The following is a 15922-nucleotide window of genomic DNA, read 5'->3' on the forward strand; positions in this document are numbered from 1 at the left end:
CGGAAAAAGCACCCCCATTTCGAAAACGAGGGTGCTTTTTCCGCATCTCGCGGGATGAGGGTTCGCTAGGAGGCGGAGGTTGCCGCCGCGGTTGCTGCCGCTGCCGCTGCCGCCTTTGCGAGCTTGGCGGCCTTGGCGGCCGCACGCAGGCGGGAAACCTCGTACAGGGTCACGCCGGCTGCGATCCCGGCGTTCAGCGATTCGGTCGAGGCGCTGATCGGGATCGACACGATCGCATCGCAGGTCTCGGTGACGAGGCGGGACAGGCCCTTGCCCTCGCTGCCGACGACGATCACGATCGGACGCTCGGCGAAACCGATTCCGAGCTCGGGTAGCTGGGTGTCACCGTCGCCGGCGAGGCCGATCACGAGCACGCCGCGTTCCTTGAGCGCCTTGAGCGACTGGGTCAGGTTGGTGGCCATCGCGACGGGCAGGCGGGCTGCGGCGCCCGCCGATGTCTTCCACGCCGACGCGGTCACACCGACGGAGCGACGCTGCGGCACGATCACGCCGTGACCGCCGAAAGCGGCCGTCGAACGGACGATGGCACCGAGGTTGCGCGGGTCGGTGATGCCGTCGAGGGCGACGAAGAGCGGCTTGTTGCCGCGGCTGATCGTCAGTTCCAGCAACTCGAGGGGCTCGGCGTACTCGTAGGCCGGCACCTTGAGTGCGAGGCCCTGGTGCACCGAGTCCCGGCCGGCCAGACGGTCGAGTTCCGGACGCATGACCTCGAGCACCGGGATGCCGCGGGTCGTCGCGAGGGTGAGGACTTCCTTCACCCGAACGTCCATTTCAATCCGCGTTGCCATGTACAGGGCGGTGGCGGGGATCTTCGCCCGCAACGCTTCCAGCACGGAGTTGCGTCCGGTCACGACCTCATGCTCGTCGATCTGCTTCGCGCGCCGGGTGGAGGCGCCGCCGCCGCCGGTGTTGCCGGTGGTCGCGCTGCGCGGCGCGCTCTTGGGTCCCGCGGAGCTGCGGCTGCGGCCGCCGCCGGCCGCGACGAAGCGGTCGGCAGCCAGCTTGCGCTTGCCGGCCGGGTGGTACGGACGGTCTTCGGCCTTGGGAGTGGGCTTCTTGCCCTCGAGCGCCTGGCGTCCCTGGCCGCCGGAACCGACCTGCGGTCCCCGGCTGCCCTTGCGCACGGCCCCGGTGCGGGACTTGCGGTCTGTGTTCTTCATCAGTCAAAACTCCAATGGGCACCCGAGGGGGTGTCTTCGATGGTAATTCCGGCGGCGACGAGCTCGTCCCGGATACGGTCTGCGGCCGCATAGTCGCGGCCCTGCCTTGCGGTTTCGCGGTCGTCGAGCAGTCGCTCGACGAGGGCGGTCAGTGCGATCATCGCCGGTTCGTCCGTCGACACGGCCCACCCGGGCGACAGAGGGTTGATCCCGAGGACCTCGCTCATGGCGAGCACATGTCCACGGGCGGCGGCCGCGGCGTGCAGGTCTTCGGCGTCCAACGCCGCGTTGCCGGTCCGCACGGTTTCGTGCAGCACGGCCAGGGCCTGAGGAACGGCCAGGTCGTCGTCCATGGCGGTCGCGAATTCGTCCGGGACGATTTCCACTCCGGATCCGGCGAACCGGGTGTCGGCCAGGCGGCGATCGGCGCGGTCGAGGAAGCTCTCGATGCGCTCGAGGGCCGCTTCGGCCTCCACGAGGGCACCTTCGTGGTAGTCGATGGTGGAGCGGTAATGGGCCGCGCCCAGGTAGTAGCGAACCACGATGGAACGAGCCTGGTCGAGCAGTTCCGCCGCGAACACGGAGTTGCCGAGCGATTTGGACATCTTCTGCCCGTTCACGTTCACGAGCCCGTTATGCACCCAGTAGTTCGCGAAACCATCGCCGGCAGCGGCGGACTGGGCCAGCTCATTCTCGTGGTGCGGGAAGCGAAGATCGAGCCCGCCGCCGTGGATGTCGAACCGTTCGCCGAGGTAGCGCGATGCCATGGCCGAGCATTCCACGTGCCAGCCGGGCCGGCCGGGTCCCCACGGGGACGCCCAGGAGGCCGACTCCGGCTCGTCGGCCTTGCGTCCCTTCCACAGAGCGAAGTCGCGCGGGTCCTTCTTGCCGCGCGGGTCGGCATCCACGGCCGCCTCCATATCGCCGCGGCGCTGACGGGTCAGGTCGCCGTAGTCGGGCCAGCTCGCCGTGTCGAAATAGACGTCGCTGGAGTCGTCGTCGGCCGGGTAGGCGTGACCGCGCTCGATCAGGCGGCCGATGAGGTCCTGCATCTGCTGGATACTGGCGGTGGCCCGGGGTTCGTAGCTGGGGGCCAGGATGCCGAGCTTCTGGTAGCCGGCGGTGAACTCCAGCTCGTACCGGTAGGCCAGGGCCCACCATTCCTCAGTGCCGCGGGCGGCGTGGGCGAGGATCTTGTCGTCGATGTCGGTGACGTTGCGCACGAAGGTGACGTCGAGACCACGGTAGGTGAGCCACCGACGCAACTGGTCGTAGACGAGCGCGCTGCGCAGGTGGCCGATGTGGGGCGAGGACTGCACGGTGGGTCCGCAGACGTAGATGCCCACCGCGCCGGGCGTGAGGGGAATGAAGTCGCGGAGGGCCTGGGCCCGGGAATCGTAGAGTCGCATGGTCACGCTTCCCAGCTTAGGTCAGGGTCTGCCGGCTGCCTGGGGAAAATGAGCGCTGTCGCGAGGGCAGCGATGCCCTCGCCGCGCCCGGTGAGGCCCAGGGCGTCCGTCGTGGTCGCGGACACGTTGACCGGCGCCTTCAGCAGCCCGCTCAGGAGCGCCTCCGCCTCGGCCCGGCGGGGACTGAGCTTGGGCCGGTTGCCGATGATCTGCACTGCGACGTTACCGACCCGGAAACCGCCGTCAGCCAGGAGGCGCAGTGTCTCCCGCAGGAAAACGTCGCCGTGGGCGCCGTCGAAGCGCGGATCGGAGGTGCCGAAGACGCCGCCGATGTCGCCCAGCCCGGCGGCGGACAGCAGGGCGTCGCAGATGGCGTGCACGACGGCGTCACCGTCGCTGTGCCCGGACAGGCCGCGCTCCCCCGGCCAGTGCAGACCGGCCAGCCACAGTTCCGACTTGTCGTCGAAGGCGTGAACGTCGAGGCCGGTGCCGACCCGCGAGGCGGACGCGGCCGGTTCCCGCGCCCTGAGCAGGGACTCGGCGCGGCGCAGATCCCATGGAGTGGTGATTTTGAACGCCAGCGGGTCTCCGGCGATCACGCTCACGGGGAAGCCGGCGGCCGCGACCACGCCCGCATCGTCTGTCGCCGAGGCGGTGGCGCCCACGATCGCGAATTCGAGCATCTCCCGCGGGAAGCCCTGGGGCGTCTGAACGGCGGACAGCTCGGCACGGTCCACCGTGCCGAGGATCGCGCCGGCACGGGTGACGTTCTTGATCGTGTCGACCAGGGGCAGTCCGGGAACGATCCCGTGCCCGGTGGACCGTACGGAATCGACGACGGCGTCGCAGAGCGCGGCGGGGGTGAGCGCGCGCGCCGCATCGTGCACCAGAACGACGCGCACGCCGGGCTGCAGTGCGGCCAGCCCGCGAATGACGGAGTCCTGCCGGGTCGCACCGCCGGCCACCACGTCGACGGAGGTCCCGCCGCCGGCCCGGGCGGCGATCCGGTGCGCCTCCGCGAGGTGGCTGTTCGGTGCGACGACAATGACCTGGGCCGCGTCGCGCATCCCGAAAACGGCGAGCAGGGAGCGTTCGAGCAGCGTGCGCCCGGCCAGCAAGACGAACGCTTTCGGCTGCGGGTGCCCGAGCCGACTGCCGCTGCCCGCGGCGACGACGATGACCGCAACCTGGGGCACAGGGGAATCAGTCATGTCTGGAGGCTATCTGGTGAGGTCTGCGACAGGAGACGCGGAATCGGGGCAGGGAGGGAAACGCGAAAGGCGGCACCTCTCGGCACCGCCTTCCAACGAAAGCAATTCTGGATGTTTCAGGAGATGCTCCGGGTCAGGAAGCGAGGACCTCATCGAGAACCGTGGAGGCCTTCTCCTCGTCGGTCTTCTCCGCCAGGGCGAGCTCGGAGATCAGAATCTGACGGGCCTTGGCCAGCATGCGCTTCTCGCCGGCGGACAGGCCTCGGTCCTGATCGCGACGCCACAGGTCGCGAACAACCTCGGACACCTTGATCACGTCACCGGACGCGAGCTTTTCCAGGTTGGCCTTGTACCGGCGCGACCAGTTGGTGGGCTCTTCGGTGAACGGCGCGCGCAGCACCTCGAACACCTTGTCGAGGCCCTCTTTGCCGATCACGTCGCGAACGCCGACCAGGTCGACGTTCTCAGCAGGCACCTCGATGGTGAGGTCGCCCTGAGTAACATTGAGCTTCAGGTACAGTTTTTCTTCACCCTTGATCATCCGCGTCTTCACCTCGGTGATCGTCGCGGCTCCATGGTGGGGATAAACGACAGTTTCGCCAACCTCAAAAAGCATGTGTGTATATCCCTTCAGCAGCGTCTAGGATACCACAGCCGACGGTGGTAAGGTTCGCCGCGCCTTCAGGCGCGCCGTGGGCCCCGGTGGAAGCCAGTAGGCTGGGGCGAAAGCTAAATTTGCGGCGTTTGGCCATCGGGCAAAACGGTGAACTGTTGTGGAGGCCTTGTGAGAGCTCGAACCATCGTGTCCGTCGTCGTGGCGGCCGGCATCCTGTTGGGAACCAGCGGCTGCAACCTTTTTGCACCACAGTCGACGACCGCCAAGTATGACGCGAGCGACGGAGTGAGCGGCGATGTCGGCGATCTCGCCATCCGCAACGCCATCCTGCTGTCCGAGGACGGCGACGTCGCCAATCTTCTGGTCACCGTCGTCAACTCGTCCGACTCGGCGCAGAGCCTGAACGTGCAGTACGACGACGGGTCCGACAAGGTCACCCAGGAGGTGAACGTGGATGCGAATTCCAGCGTCACCCTCGGCACCGAGGACGCGCCCACGGTCACGGTCACGGCCGACCTGGAGCTCGGTTCTCTGTTCCCGGTGTTCTTCCAGTACGGCAGCGAGACCGGCGTCGAGGTACTCGTACCGGTCCTCGACGGCACTCTCGACGAGTACTCGACGCTGCTGCCGACGCCCGCCCCGTAAGGGCGGGCGCGGTCGGCGCTCTCAGGCGTCGAAGCGGTAGCCGAGACCGCGCACGGTGACCAGCATCGTCGGGTTCGACGGGGTGGCCTCGATGCGAGAGCGGATCCGTTTGATGTGCACGTCCAGAGTCTTGGTGTCACCGAAATAGTCGGTGCCCCAGACCCGGTCGATCAGCTGGCCGCGGGTGAGCACCCGGCCCGCGTTGCGCAGCAGGAATTCGAGCAGTTCGAATTCCTTGAGCGGCAGGTTGACGATGTCGCCGGACACCGTGACGGTGTGCCGCTCGGTGTCCATGCGCACGGTTCCGGCCGCCAGGATACTGAGGTCCTCTCCGGCCTCGTCGACGCGCCGCCGGGACACGGCACGGATGCGCGCCAGCAGTTCCCGGGTCGAGTAGGGCTTGGTCACGTAGTCGTCGGCGCCGAGTTCGAGTCCGACGACGATGTCCACCTCGGAGTCCTTGGCGGTCAGCATGATGATCGGCACCATGGACCGCGTGCGAATCTCCCGGCAGACCTCCGTGCCCGGAATGCCGGGCAACATCAGGTCGAGCAGGATGAGGTCGGCGCCGGTGCGGTCGAACTCGGTGATGGCGCTCGGGCCGTCTTCGGCCACCGTGACCTCGTAGCCTTCACGTTCGAGCAGGAAGCTCAGCGGTTCGCTGAGCGCGCTCTCGTCTTCGACCAGCAGGATGTGGGTCACAGGGTGTCTCCTATCGCCGCCGGAGCGGTGTGCGGTGCCTCAGGGAGGCGGATGGTGAACGTCGATCCGCTGCCGGGCTGGGACCAGACCCGGATGTCTCCCCCGTGGATCAGAACGATGTGTTTGACGATCGACAGGCCGAGGCCCGTGCCGCCGGTGTGCCGCGAGCGAGCCTGGTCGACGCGGAAGAATCGCTCGAAGATCCGATCGAGGTCGGTTTCCTCGATGCCCACACCCTGGTCCGTGACGCTGATCTCGACGACGCCGTCGTGGCGGCGCACACCCACGCCGACCCGGCCGCCCTCGGCGGAGTAGTTCACGGCGTTGGACACCAGATTGTGCACGGCCATCACGAGCAGGCGCTCGTCGCCGGCAACCTCGGCGCCGGACTTCTTGCCGACGGCAATGGTGATGTGGGCAGCGTCGGCCGGGACCCGGTTCTGGTCGGCCGCGGCCGCCACGATGGCATCGACATTGAGGATCTCGGGTTCGGTCAGGGAATCCTGCGCCTGCAGCCGCGACAGTTCGATGATCTCCTGGGTCAGCCGGGTGAGCCGGCCCGACTCGGTGGTGAGGCGGTTCGCGAAGCGGCGCACCTGGGCCGGTTCGTCCGCCGCCTGATCGAGGGCTTCGGCCAGTAACCCGACCGCGGCAATGGGTGTCTTCAGCTCGTGGCTGATGTTGGCGACGAAGTCCCGGCGTACCTCATCGAGGCGGAACGCCTCGGTGCGATCCTCTGCCAGCAGCAGCACATACCGGGTGCCCAGCCGCGCCAACCGAACCCGTACTCGCATGCTGGCATCGCCGAAGGGGCCCCGGGAGAGAACCAGGTTCTCCGAGATCGGTTCCCCGGTGCGGCGCACCCGGGCGATCAGGTCGAGCAACTCGGTGTGCACCAGTTGACGGTTCCAGACCAGGCCCATCGACACCGCGGCCTGGGACGTCTTGATCACGTTGTTCGACGGGTCGACCACGGCACCGGCGGTCTCGAGCGCGTCGAGCACCTGATCGATGCCGTCGGGGACCGCCGGGTTCACGACCTCGGCCGCCCGTCGCCCGTGGCGCTCGGCCACATGCAGGAGAGTCATGAATCCGGCGCCGACGGACAGGCCCAGTGCCAGCGCCAGCAGCACAAGCCCTGTCGATTCCATTTATCCAGATTACTGACACTTATCGGGGACAGGTGACCCAGCGGCACAAGCGCGCAGACTACTTTAGGTAGAGTTCAATACCACGGCACCTGCCGTTAACCTCGCTCCCCCATGATTACCCGGGGCCCAGGTGGGTCTCACGTGTCTGCGCGTTACGCGCGCCCAGGAAGGACCACACACCATGCGTGAAGTATTCCAACAGGAACTCGCTGAAGTGCAGGATCGCCTCGTCGAGATCTCGCGCCTCGTGGCGATTTCCATCGACAAGGCGACGCGCGCCTTCAACGAGTCCGACGTCGGCCTCGCCGAGGAAGCGATCACCGAAGACGAGAAGATCGACGAGCTGACCCTCGAACTCGACGAACTGGCCATCACGATCCTCGCCCGCCAGCAGCCGGTGGCCCGCGACCTCCGGATCGTCGTCAGCGCCCTGCGCATCAGCGCATCGCTCGAGCGGATGGGTGATCTGTCCACCCACATCGCCCAACTCGCCCGCTACCGGTTCCCGGACAAGGTCGTGCCCAAGAGCCTGCGCGGCACATTCGCGGAGATGGGCTCGCTCGTCACGGCGATCGCGAAGATGCTCACCGAGCTCCTCACGAACGAGGACATGCTGCTGGCCGAGACCATTCGCAACGAAGACGACAAGGTCGACGCACTGCACCTGAGCGTCTTCGACGCCGTCCTCGGCGAGACCTGGAAGGGTCAGGCGATCGACACGGTCGACTCCACCCTCGCCAGCCGCTACCACGAGCGCTTCGCCGACCACGCGGTCTCCATCGCCAAGAAGGTGCAGTACCTCGGCACCGGCGCCTGGCAGCAGAACTCGAACGCCTAGGACCAGGCGTCCAGCTCGGCAACGAACGAGAAAGCCCCGGAAGCAGTTGCTTCCGGGGCTTTCTCGTTCGTGTGGGTGGGAGCGGCTGCTCTACTTCTTGTTGCCCTGGGCCGCGACGGCGGCGGCGCCGGCGGCGGCGGCCTCCGGGTCCAGGTAGCGGCCGGGGCCGAGCGGCATCATGTCTTCGCCGAGGCGGTAGACCAGCGGAATGCCGGTGGGGATGTTCAGCTCGGCGATGTCTGCGTCGCTGATGCCGTCGAGGTGCTTGACCAGGGCACGCAGCGAGTTGCCGTGGGCGGTGACGAGAACAGTCTTGCCCGCCCGCAGGTCAGGCGTGATGTCCGATTCCCAGTAGGGCAGCATCCGGTCGACGACGTCGCTCAGGCACTCGGTGCGGGGCAGGTCCTCACCCAGGTTCGCGTAACGCACGTCGTGCGCCTGGGACCAGGGAGAATCGTCGGCCAGAACGGGCGGCGGCACGTCGAACGAGCGACGCCACAGCTGGAACTGCTCCGGACCGAACTTGGCGAGGGTCTCCGCCTTGTCGAGGCCCTGCAGGGCGCCGTAGTGACGCTCGTTGAGGCGCCAGGAACGCTTGACGTCGATCCACAGCCGGTCGGCCTCCTCGAGCGCGATGTTCGCGGTCTGGATGGCGCGGGTAAGTAATGAGGTGTGCAGGATGTCGGGCAGCAGGCCCGACTCGGCGAGGAGCTCGCCGGCGCGCTTGGCTTCGCCCGCGCCCTGCTCGCTCAGCCTGACATCCACCCAACCGGTGAAGAGGTTTTCTTGATTCCATAGGCTTTGGCCGTGACGGAGAAGGATGAGATTGTATGCATCTGACATGCCTTCAACTCTACCGATGTGGCGGCCGCGCCGGTGCTGGACCGGCAGACCGGACCGTGCCTGCGTCCGTGGCCGGTCAGCGGCCCGGTGTGCGGATGCCGAGGCGGGGCAGCCGGGGGATCTCCGCGACGGAGCCGGCCGACTGGGGCACGATGACCTCCTGGGCGGCCGAGACGAGGATGCCCTGGGACGCCACATAGAGGGTGACCGTGGCGGGAACCGTGCGCTTGATCGTGGCAAGCGCGATCGGACCGAGCTCATAGTGGATGGCACTGGACGTGATCAGGCCGATCCCCCGATGCTCGGTGCCGCCGTCCGGCAGCTGCCGCACGGCCTGCACCTCGTCGCCGTGAGCGGGGAGGACCGCGTCGGAGCCGTCCAGGTGCAGCAGCACGAGACGGCGCGGCGGATGCCCCAGATTATGCACCTTCGCCACGGTCTCCTGCCCGCGGTAGCAGCCCTTGGCCAGGTGCACGGCGCTGCGGAGCCAGTCGAGTTCGTGCGGCAGGCTCTTCTCGTCGACCTCCCGGGCCCGGCGCGGACGCCAGGCAGCGATCCGCAGCGCCTCCAGGGCGAGCAGACCGGACACGGCGACCTCGCCGTCGCGCACGGCGTCGCGCAGGGCCGGCAGCGACGAGCGCGGCACCAGGGTCTCCGTCCAGCGCCAGGCGGCGCCCGGATGCGCCGGCGCATCCGCGTACTGGAATCCGCCGGCGCCGACCTGGTTCCACGGGTCATGCCACACCAGCGGTACGCCGTTGGGCGCGGCGGGGACGCACGGAAGCCCCGACGGGTCACCCATGGAACCGATCACGGCCCAGGACAGGGTGTGGTCGACGACCTGCACGCGCAGGGTGAAACGCATCTTGTCGAGCCAGGCGTGCAGTCCGGGCAGTTGGGCCGCCTCGACGAGCAGCCAGGTCTCGACCCCGTCGTCGATGACCGCCATGGCGTATTCGACGTGACCGTTCGGGTCGAGCAGGAGCGTCTCGGTTGACTCCCCCGGGGCGAGTGTGCGCAATTCCTGGCTGGAAATCGAGTTGAGCCAGGTCAGACGGTCCGGTCCGGCCACACTCAACACGCCGTGATGGGACAGGTCCACGATGGTCCCGCCGGCCAACAGCCGACGCTGCTCGGTGAGGGGGCTGCCGTAGTGCGCGGCCACACCGGCATCGATGCCCTCGGCCTGCACCGCGCCGTCGAGCTCGAGCAGCGGAGAGGAAGCTGACGGGGACGACGGGGATTCGCTGGTCATGAGAACTCTTTCCATCGGGCTGGTGGACGAGGTGCCGTCCGGACGCTCGGCGCCCGCAGGCACCGGATCATTCAACGCGCTTGAGACGGCCGGAGGCGTGCGTGCGCAGGCTTTGGCCGAGGGCTGCGATATCCCAGGCCCAGAGCAGGTGGCCGTCGACCAGCCCGTACAGCCTCGTGGCGGCGGAGTAGGGCTTGGCGCCCTGGGTGCGCATCACGGCATCCGTCGCCAGATCGATGCGGGGGCCCTTGACCTGACCCAGGTAGATTTCGGCGACCCCGCCCGGATGCACGATGGTCACGTCGATGTCGAAGCCGTCGTCGGCGTTGCGCAGGGTCTCGACCGCGGCGGCAGTGATGAACGGATGCGCGCCCTCGGCCGGCAACAGCCCCGGTCCGGGATCACCGGCACCCTGACTGCGACTCAATCGCCAGTACCCGGTCTCGGTCATCAGCGGCGTCTTCTCGTCGCTGCCGCTGCCCGCTTCAGGCTCGAGCCAGGTGTAGGAGTTGTAGTTCAGATGCGGGAGACCGTCGTGGCTGAAGCTCAACCGCTGGCCGAACTCGCGACTGACGGACTCGTCGCCGATCTGATAGTCGAGGACCCCTGACCCCTCCCACACTCCGAGGAGCCACGACAGCGGCACCAGTTCGGACGGGAGCTGAGTGGGGAGCTCAAACATCGATGGTTACCGCTGCCCCCGGAACAACTTGAACAGAACCATGCCGGACACCCAGGCGATCGACAGGCTCGCCAGTGCGAGCAGCCCCAGGAAGAAGATTTCGAGAGCGAGGATTGACATGTCCCTCACTCTAGCCCGCCCGACGGACAGAACCCCTAAACGAGGCCGATCAGGGCGAAAACACCGGTCGCGGCGGCGAGAACGGTCACGGCGCCGACCAGGCTGGCCGTGACCCGGTTGACGTAGCCTTCCTTCTGCCCGGTGGCGAGTTGCACACAGAGCGTGCCGATCGTGCAGCCGGCGAAGGAGAGTCCGATCCAGGTCAGGTGTTGGCCAGGCAAGGACAGCCACCCCGTCAGAACGGCGCATACGAGCGCGAACAGCCACACCACGACGACGCTCTTCCACTGCCAGCTCACCCCCTCATTCTGCACTGCCCGGCACCCTTTCCGCGGCACGCTAGGATTATGCGCACAATCCTTGGAGGGTGCGCGTGGCCCAGTTGTTGATCCTGACCTCGGCGGTCAACAGTGACGTTCTACCCGCCCTTGCCCTGCTGTCCCACGGCACCAGGGTCATCCCGGCGCAGCCGGACCAGCTCGTGACGGCGCCCGACGCCGACCTGATGCTCGTTGACGCTCGTTCGAATCTGATGGCGGCCAAGTCGCTGTGCCAGATCCTGCGCACCACGGGAAGCACCGTTCCGCTCCTCCTGGTGATCACGGAGGGTGGCCTCGCCGCCGTCAGCCCGGATTGGGGGGTCGACGACGTCATCCTCGAGACAGCCGGGCCAGCCGAGGTGGATGCGCGCATCCGTCTCGCCGCCGGGCGTGTGCCCCGCACGGAGGAATCAGCCACCATCCGCGCCGCCGGCGTCATCATCGACGAGGCCAGCTACTCGGCCAAAGTGCACGGTCGGCCGCTGGACCTCACCTACAAGGAATTCGAGCTGCTGCGCTTTTTGACCGCGCACCCCTCGCGGGTCTTCACGCGGGAACAGCTGCTCAGCGAGGTCTGGGGCTACGACTACTTCGGCGGCACCCGAACGGTCGACGTGCACGTGCGCCGCCTGCGGGCCAAGCTCGGCGATCAGGAATCCCTGATCGGCACCGTGCGCAACGTGGGCTATCGCTTCAACGTGGCGGAACAGGACGGAACCCGTGGCATTCATCCGATACGCGCCTGACCTAACGGATGCCGGCTTCGCGGCCGAATTCCACCGGGTCGCCGCCGCCGCCACTCGCGTCGACGGCTACGCCCCCTTCAACGAGCAGGCGCTGTTCGATGCGGCCGCCGGCCAGCGGACCTCGTTCCTGGTCGAGGATGCGGACACCGTGGTGGGCGCGGGAATCCTCGGCGCCGGTGAACTCGACCTCGTCGTGGACCCGGCCCGGCGCCGGCTCGGCCACGGCGGTGCCGCCCTCGCCGCCGTTCTGGCCGACACGTCCGGCGAGCTGAGCCTGTGGTCGCACGGCGACCATTCCGCCGCCCGGGTGCTGGCCGACCGGTTCGGTTTCACGGCCGACCGAACGCTGCTTCAGCTTCGCCTGGATCTGACGGTCCCGGTACGCGCCGGCATCCGCTCCGACGCGTCGGCCGACGCCTCGGCCGACGTGCGCGTCGAGGGGTTCCGGCCCGGACAGGACGACGCGGAGTGGGTGGCGCTCAATGCGCTCGTCTTCGCCGCTCACCCGGAACAGGGTGCACTCACCGAGAGCGACCTGGCCGACCGCCGGGCCGAACCCTGGTTCCAGGCCGGCGATTTCCTGATCGCCCGCGACGCGGGAACCGGCCGCATGGTCGGCTATAACTGGCTGAAGATCGAGGACGACTCACCGGTCGGCGAGATCTACGTCATCGGTGTTCATCCGGATGCCGCCGGCCGGGGCCTCGGCCGCCGGCTCATGCTGGCCGGCCTGCACCGTCTCCGCGAGCGCGGCTGCCGGACCGCGGACCTGTACGTGGAAGCGGACAGCGCCGCCGCGGTGACGCTCTACCGATCGCTCGGTTTCTTGGATCGAACCGTCGATGTGCAGTACCGGCGAGGCGCGCGTTAGACAGTGTTCATCCAAGATCGTCGCGTTCGCGCGGTCGGCAGTGTCAAGATGGACGAATGGACGGCGACAACATCCAGACCGACTCGGGACTGGGCAGCGACTTTGACGATGATTTCGATCCACTGATCGGCGAGGACGATCCAGCGCTCCCCACCGAGCGCTACCTCGATCGTGAGCTGAGCTGGCTGGCCTTCAACCAGCGGGTGCTCGAGCTGGCGGAGGATCCGGATCTGCCGGTGCTCGAACGGGCGAACTTCCTCGCCATCTTCGCCAGCAACCTGGACGAGTTCTTCATGGTGCGCGTCGCGGGCCTCAAGCGTCGCATCCTCACCGGGCTGGCGGTGCCGACGAACATCGGCCGCGCCCCGCAGGACGCCCTCTCGGACATCTCCGCCATGGCCCACGTTCTGCAGGCGCGGCACGCGCGCGCCTTCCAGGACCTCGTCATCCCGGCCCTCGCCGGCGCCGGGATCGACATCGTTCAGTGGGACACCCTGGACGACGCCGACCGCCGTTCGCTGCGCGACTACTTCTCGAATCAGATCTTCCCCGTGCTGATGCCCCTGGCCGTGGACCCGGTGCATCCGTTCCCCTACATTTCCGGGCTCTCGCTCAACCTCGCGGTCCGGGTGCGCAATTCCAAGACCGGCAAGCAGGAGTTCGCCCGGCTCAAGGTGCCCACCATGCTCCCCCGCTTCGTGCGCGTGGACCGCCGCGAGGAGGCGAGCAGCGTGCGCTTCATCACGCTCGAGGACCTGATCGCGAATCACCTCGGCGATCTCTTCCCCGGCATGGACATCCTCGAGCACCACATCTTCCGGGTCACCCGCAACGAAGACGTCGAGATCGAAGAGGACGAGACCGAGAACCTGATCAAGGCCCTCGAGAAGGAGCTGCTGCGCCGCCGGTTCGGCCCGCCCATCCGGCTCGAGATCACCGAGGACATGGACGAGGTCACCCTCGGCCTGCTCGTGCGCGAGCTCGACGTCACCGACCAGGAGGTGTACCGGCTGCCGGCGCCGCTCGACCTGGGCGGATTGTTCGACCTGCGGATCGACCGGCCGGACCTGCGCTACGTGAAGCACGTGCCGACGACGGCCGTGCAGCTGCTGGCCCCGGAACCGAACGCGGAACCGGACATCTTCAGCGCCATCTCGCGCCAGGACATCCTGTTGCACCACCCGTACGAATCATTCGCGACCAGCGTGCAGGCATTCCTGGAGCAGGCCGCAGCCGACCCTGACGTGCTCGCCATCAAGCAGACGCTGTACCGCACCTCCGGTGACAGCCCCATCGTCGAGGCACTCATCGCGGCCGCCGAATCGGGCAAGCAGGTGCTCGCCCTGGTGGAGATCAAGGCCCGCTTCGACGAGCAGGCGAACATCACCTGGGCTCGAAAGCTGGAGAAGGCCGGTGTTCACGTGGTCTACGGTCTCGTGGGCCTGAAGACGCACTGCAAGCTCGCCCTCGTGGTGCGCAACGAGAACGGTGTGCTGCGCCACTACAGCCACATCGGCACCGGCAACTACAACCCCAAGACCAGCCGGCTGTACGAGGACCTCGGGCTGCTCACAACGGACCCGCAGGTCGGCAAGGACCTCACCCGCCTGTTCAACGAACTCTCCGGCTACGCGATCGAGAAGAAGTTCAAGCGTCTCCTCGTGGCGCCGTTGCACCTGCGCCGCGGCCTGCTGAAGAGCATCGCGGCGGAAACCGCGGCCGCCCGGGCCGGCAAGCCGTCCGGCATCCGGATCAAGGTGAACTCGATGGTCGACGAGGCCATCATCGACGCCCTCTACCGGGCCAGCCAGGCGCGCGTGCCGATCGAGATCTGGGTGCGCGGCATCTGCAGCCTGAAGCCCGGGGTCCCCGGGATGAGCGAGACCATCAAGGTGCGCTCGATTCTCGGGCGGTACCTGGAACACTCCCGGATCTTCTCGTTCCACAACAGCGGCGACCCCCAGGTCTACATCGGCAGCGCCGACATGATGCACCGCAACCTCGACCGCCGGGTCGAGGCGCTGGTACGCCTCGTCGCCCCCGACCACCTGACCGAAATCGACGCCCTCTTCACCCGGGCCATGGACGACCGCACCTCATCGTGGTGGCTGGACAGTTCGGGCGAATGGACGCGCCACCACCTGGACGGCTCCGGCCATCCGCTCGACGATATGCAGGACAGGCTCATGCAACAAATCACCCTTCGTAAACGCCCGACCGGCCGCCGATGAGCGTTCCACCCGTGTACGCCGCGGGCGCCGTCTGCTGGCGCCCGATCGACGGCAAGATCCACGTTCTCCTGATCCACCGCACCGTGTACGGCGATGTGACCATCCCCAAGGGCAAGGTCGACCCCGGCGAAACCCTGCCTCAGACAGCCGTGCGCGAGATCGAGGAGGAGACCGGCCTGGCCGTCGCCCTCGGCGTGCCGCTGGGCATGTCCGCCTACTCGCTTCTCAACGGCCGCGAGAAGATCGTGCACTACTGGGCTGCGGAGATCACGCCCGAGGCCATCCAGCACTCGACCTTCGTTCCCAACGGCGAGGTCGCGGCAATCGAGTGGGTCACCATCAAGAAGGCCCGCACCTACCTCAGCTACACCCCCGACGTGGACATCATCGACGCCTTCGCCAAGCTTGTCGACACCGGCGTGACCCGCACCTTCGCCCTGATCGCGCTCCGTCACGGCAAGGCCGTGCAGCCGGGCCAGTGGGAAGGCCCCGATTGCAGCCGGCCTTTGTCTGAGCGCGGCGTCAAGCAGGCCGCGGCCATCGTGCCCACGATCACCGCCTGGCAGCCCCAGCGGATCGTGTCGAGCACGGCGACCCGTTGCGTGACGACCGTGGCCCCGCTTGCGGCGGCCACCGGCATCCAGATCAAGCGCACCGAGCGCTACAGTCAGGACGCGTTCGAGCAGGGCCGGGCGGATGTCCGCTCGGGCATCGGCAAACGGGTGCGGTCGCGCAAAACGGCCGTGATCTGCAGCCATGGGCCGGTCCTCCCCGAGATCCTGCGCGAGATCGCTCTTGCCACCGGCACCACCCACGGCGCGTACATCTCCGACGCGGCGGCACTCGAAACCGGTTCGTTCTCGGTGGTGCACCTCTCCGCCGACAATCCGAGCGCGGGAATCGTCGCGATCGAAACACACTCTCCTGCACTCTGATCAGGTGCGCCGATCGAATCCGTCCCTTACGCGTGCCGAGGCTCGTTCATCTTCCGTTAACCTTTTAGCAAGGGTTCTGTTATCCGAGCGAAATACGGTCACTCCGCGGCCAGCCCCTGTCGCGTGTGTCAATCCCCGTTCTTGAAGGCAACCCTCTCAGGGAGTT

At 67.5% G+C, this 15922-nt stretch carries 16 protein-coding genes; 6 read left to right on the top strand and 10 right to left on the bottom strand.

Annotated features, from left to right (window positions below; genetic code table 11):
- Positions 1–65: 65 nt before the first annotated feature.
- The 4 genes from rlmB to AC0J5J_RS07340 form a co-directional block, all read right to left on the bottom strand.
- The gene (rlmB, locus tag AC0J5J_RS07325; protein ID WP_474900133.1) at positions 66–1181 is read right to left on the bottom strand and encodes a 23S rRNA (guanosine(2251)-2'-O)-methyltransferase RlmB; all 1116 of its coding nucleotides are present in this window, start codon (positions 1179–1181) and stop codon (positions 66–68) included.
- Complete coding sequence (gene cysS / locus AC0J5J_RS07330) at positions 1181–2596, bottom strand: cysteine--tRNA ligase (RefSeq protein ID WP_134424352.1); 1416 nt, start codon at positions 2594–2596, stop codon at positions 1181–1183. Before cysS ends, rlmB begins: the two co-directional genes overlap by 1 nt.
- Positions 2593–3801: a 2-C-methyl-D-erythritol 4-phosphate cytidylyltransferase gene (gene ispD / locus AC0J5J_RS07335; RefSeq protein ID WP_474900134.1), complete on the bottom strand. Its 1209-nt coding sequence runs from the start codon at positions 3799–3801 to the stop codon at positions 2593–2595. The genes cysS and ispD overlap by 4 nt, the downstream gene beginning before the upstream one ends.
- A gap of 133 nt (positions 3802–3934) precedes the next feature.
- Positions 3935–4417, bottom strand: coding sequence for a CarD family transcriptional regulator (locus AC0J5J_RS07340; RefSeq protein WP_134362241.1), 483 nt, complete (start codon positions 4415–4417; stop codon positions 3935–3937).
- A 168-nt stretch (positions 4418–4585) separates the two neighbouring features.
- On the opposite strand from AC0J5J_RS07340, the gene AC0J5J_RS07345 reads away from it, so the two are divergent.
- On the top strand, positions 4586–5062 hold the full coding sequence (locus AC0J5J_RS07345; protein ID WP_134424354.1) for a DNA modification methylase: 477 nt from the start codon (positions 4586–4588) through the stop codon (positions 5060–5062).
- A gap of 21 nt (positions 5063–5083) precedes the next feature.
- On the opposite strand, the gene AC0J5J_RS07350 is transcribed toward AC0J5J_RS07345, so the two are convergent.
- Positions 5084–5764 carry a response regulator transcription factor gene (locus AC0J5J_RS07350; RefSeq protein WP_134424355.1) on the bottom strand — a complete coding sequence of 227 codons (681 nt, stop codon included), beginning with the start codon at positions 5762–5764 and terminating at the stop codon, positions 5084–5086.
- A complete protein-coding gene (locus AC0J5J_RS07355) occupies positions 5761–6915 on the bottom strand; it encodes a sensor histidine kinase (RefSeq protein WP_134424356.1) in 1155 nt (384 codons plus the stop codon). The genes AC0J5J_RS07350 and AC0J5J_RS07355 overlap by 4 nt, the downstream gene beginning before the upstream one ends.
- Positions 6916–7096: 181 nt before the next feature.
- Between AC0J5J_RS07355 and phoU the strand changes: the two genes are divergently transcribed.
- Positions 7097–7753 carry a phosphate signaling complex protein PhoU gene (gene phoU / locus AC0J5J_RS07360; protein WP_134424357.1) on the top strand — a complete coding sequence of 219 codons (657 nt, stop codon included), beginning with the start codon at positions 7097–7099 and terminating at the stop codon, positions 7751–7753.
- A gap of 90 nt (positions 7754–7843) precedes the next feature.
- Here phoU and AC0J5J_RS07365 read toward each other — a convergent pair whose 3' ends face one another.
- From AC0J5J_RS07365 to AC0J5J_RS07380, 4 genes are all read right to left on the bottom strand, one after another.
- Positions 7844–8596 carry a phosphoglyceromutase gene (locus tag AC0J5J_RS07365; RefSeq protein WP_134424358.1) on the bottom strand — a complete coding sequence of 251 codons (753 nt, stop codon included), beginning with the start codon at positions 8594–8596 and terminating at the stop codon, positions 7844–7846.
- A gap of 76 nt (positions 8597–8672) precedes the next feature.
- Complete coding sequence (gene ygfZ / locus AC0J5J_RS07370; protein WP_474900135.1) at positions 8673–9851, bottom strand: CAF17-like 4Fe-4S cluster assembly/insertion protein YgfZ; 1179 nt, start codon at positions 9849–9851, stop codon at positions 8673–8675.
- Between the two features lie 67 nt (positions 9852–9918).
- Positions 9919–10533: a nitrobindin family protein gene (locus tag AC0J5J_RS07375; protein ID WP_474900136.1), complete on the bottom strand. Its 615-nt coding sequence runs from the start codon at positions 10531–10533 to the stop codon at positions 9919–9921.
- Between the two features lie 155 nt (positions 10534–10688).
- On the bottom strand, positions 10689–10952 hold the full coding sequence (locus AC0J5J_RS07380; protein WP_134424361.1) for a hypothetical protein: 264 nt from the start codon (positions 10950–10952) through the stop codon (positions 10689–10691).
- Positions 10953–11026: 74 nt separating this feature from the next.
- Between AC0J5J_RS07380 and AC0J5J_RS07385 the strand changes: the two genes are divergently transcribed.
- Genes AC0J5J_RS07385 through AC0J5J_RS07400 form a run of 4 tightly spaced genes read left to right on the top strand, consistent with a single transcriptional unit; the run spans position 11027 to position 15756 of the window.
- Positions 11027–11719, top strand: coding sequence for a response regulator transcription factor (locus AC0J5J_RS07385; RefSeq protein WP_134424362.1), 693 nt, complete (start codon positions 11027–11029; stop codon positions 11717–11719).
- On the top strand, positions 11694–12590 hold the full coding sequence (gene mshD / locus AC0J5J_RS07390; RefSeq protein WP_474900137.1) for a mycothiol synthase: 897 nt from the start codon (positions 11694–11696) through the stop codon (positions 12588–12590). The genes AC0J5J_RS07385 and mshD overlap by 26 nt, the downstream gene beginning before the upstream one ends.
- 56 nt (positions 12591–12646) lie before the next feature.
- A complete protein-coding gene (locus tag AC0J5J_RS07395; protein WP_134424364.1) occupies positions 12647–14821 on the top strand; it encodes an RNA degradosome polyphosphate kinase in 2175 nt (724 codons plus the stop codon).
- Positions 14818–15756 (top strand): NUDIX hydrolase, encoded by a 939-nt coding sequence (locus AC0J5J_RS07400; protein WP_134424365.1) that lies wholly within the window; start codon positions 14818–14820, stop codon positions 15754–15756. Before AC0J5J_RS07395 ends, AC0J5J_RS07400 begins: the two co-directional genes overlap by 4 nt.
- The last annotated feature ends 166 nt before the right edge of the window (positions 15757–15922 follow it).

It is taken from the genome of Cryobacterium sp. TS_SC_7 (genome assembly GCF_056156285.1).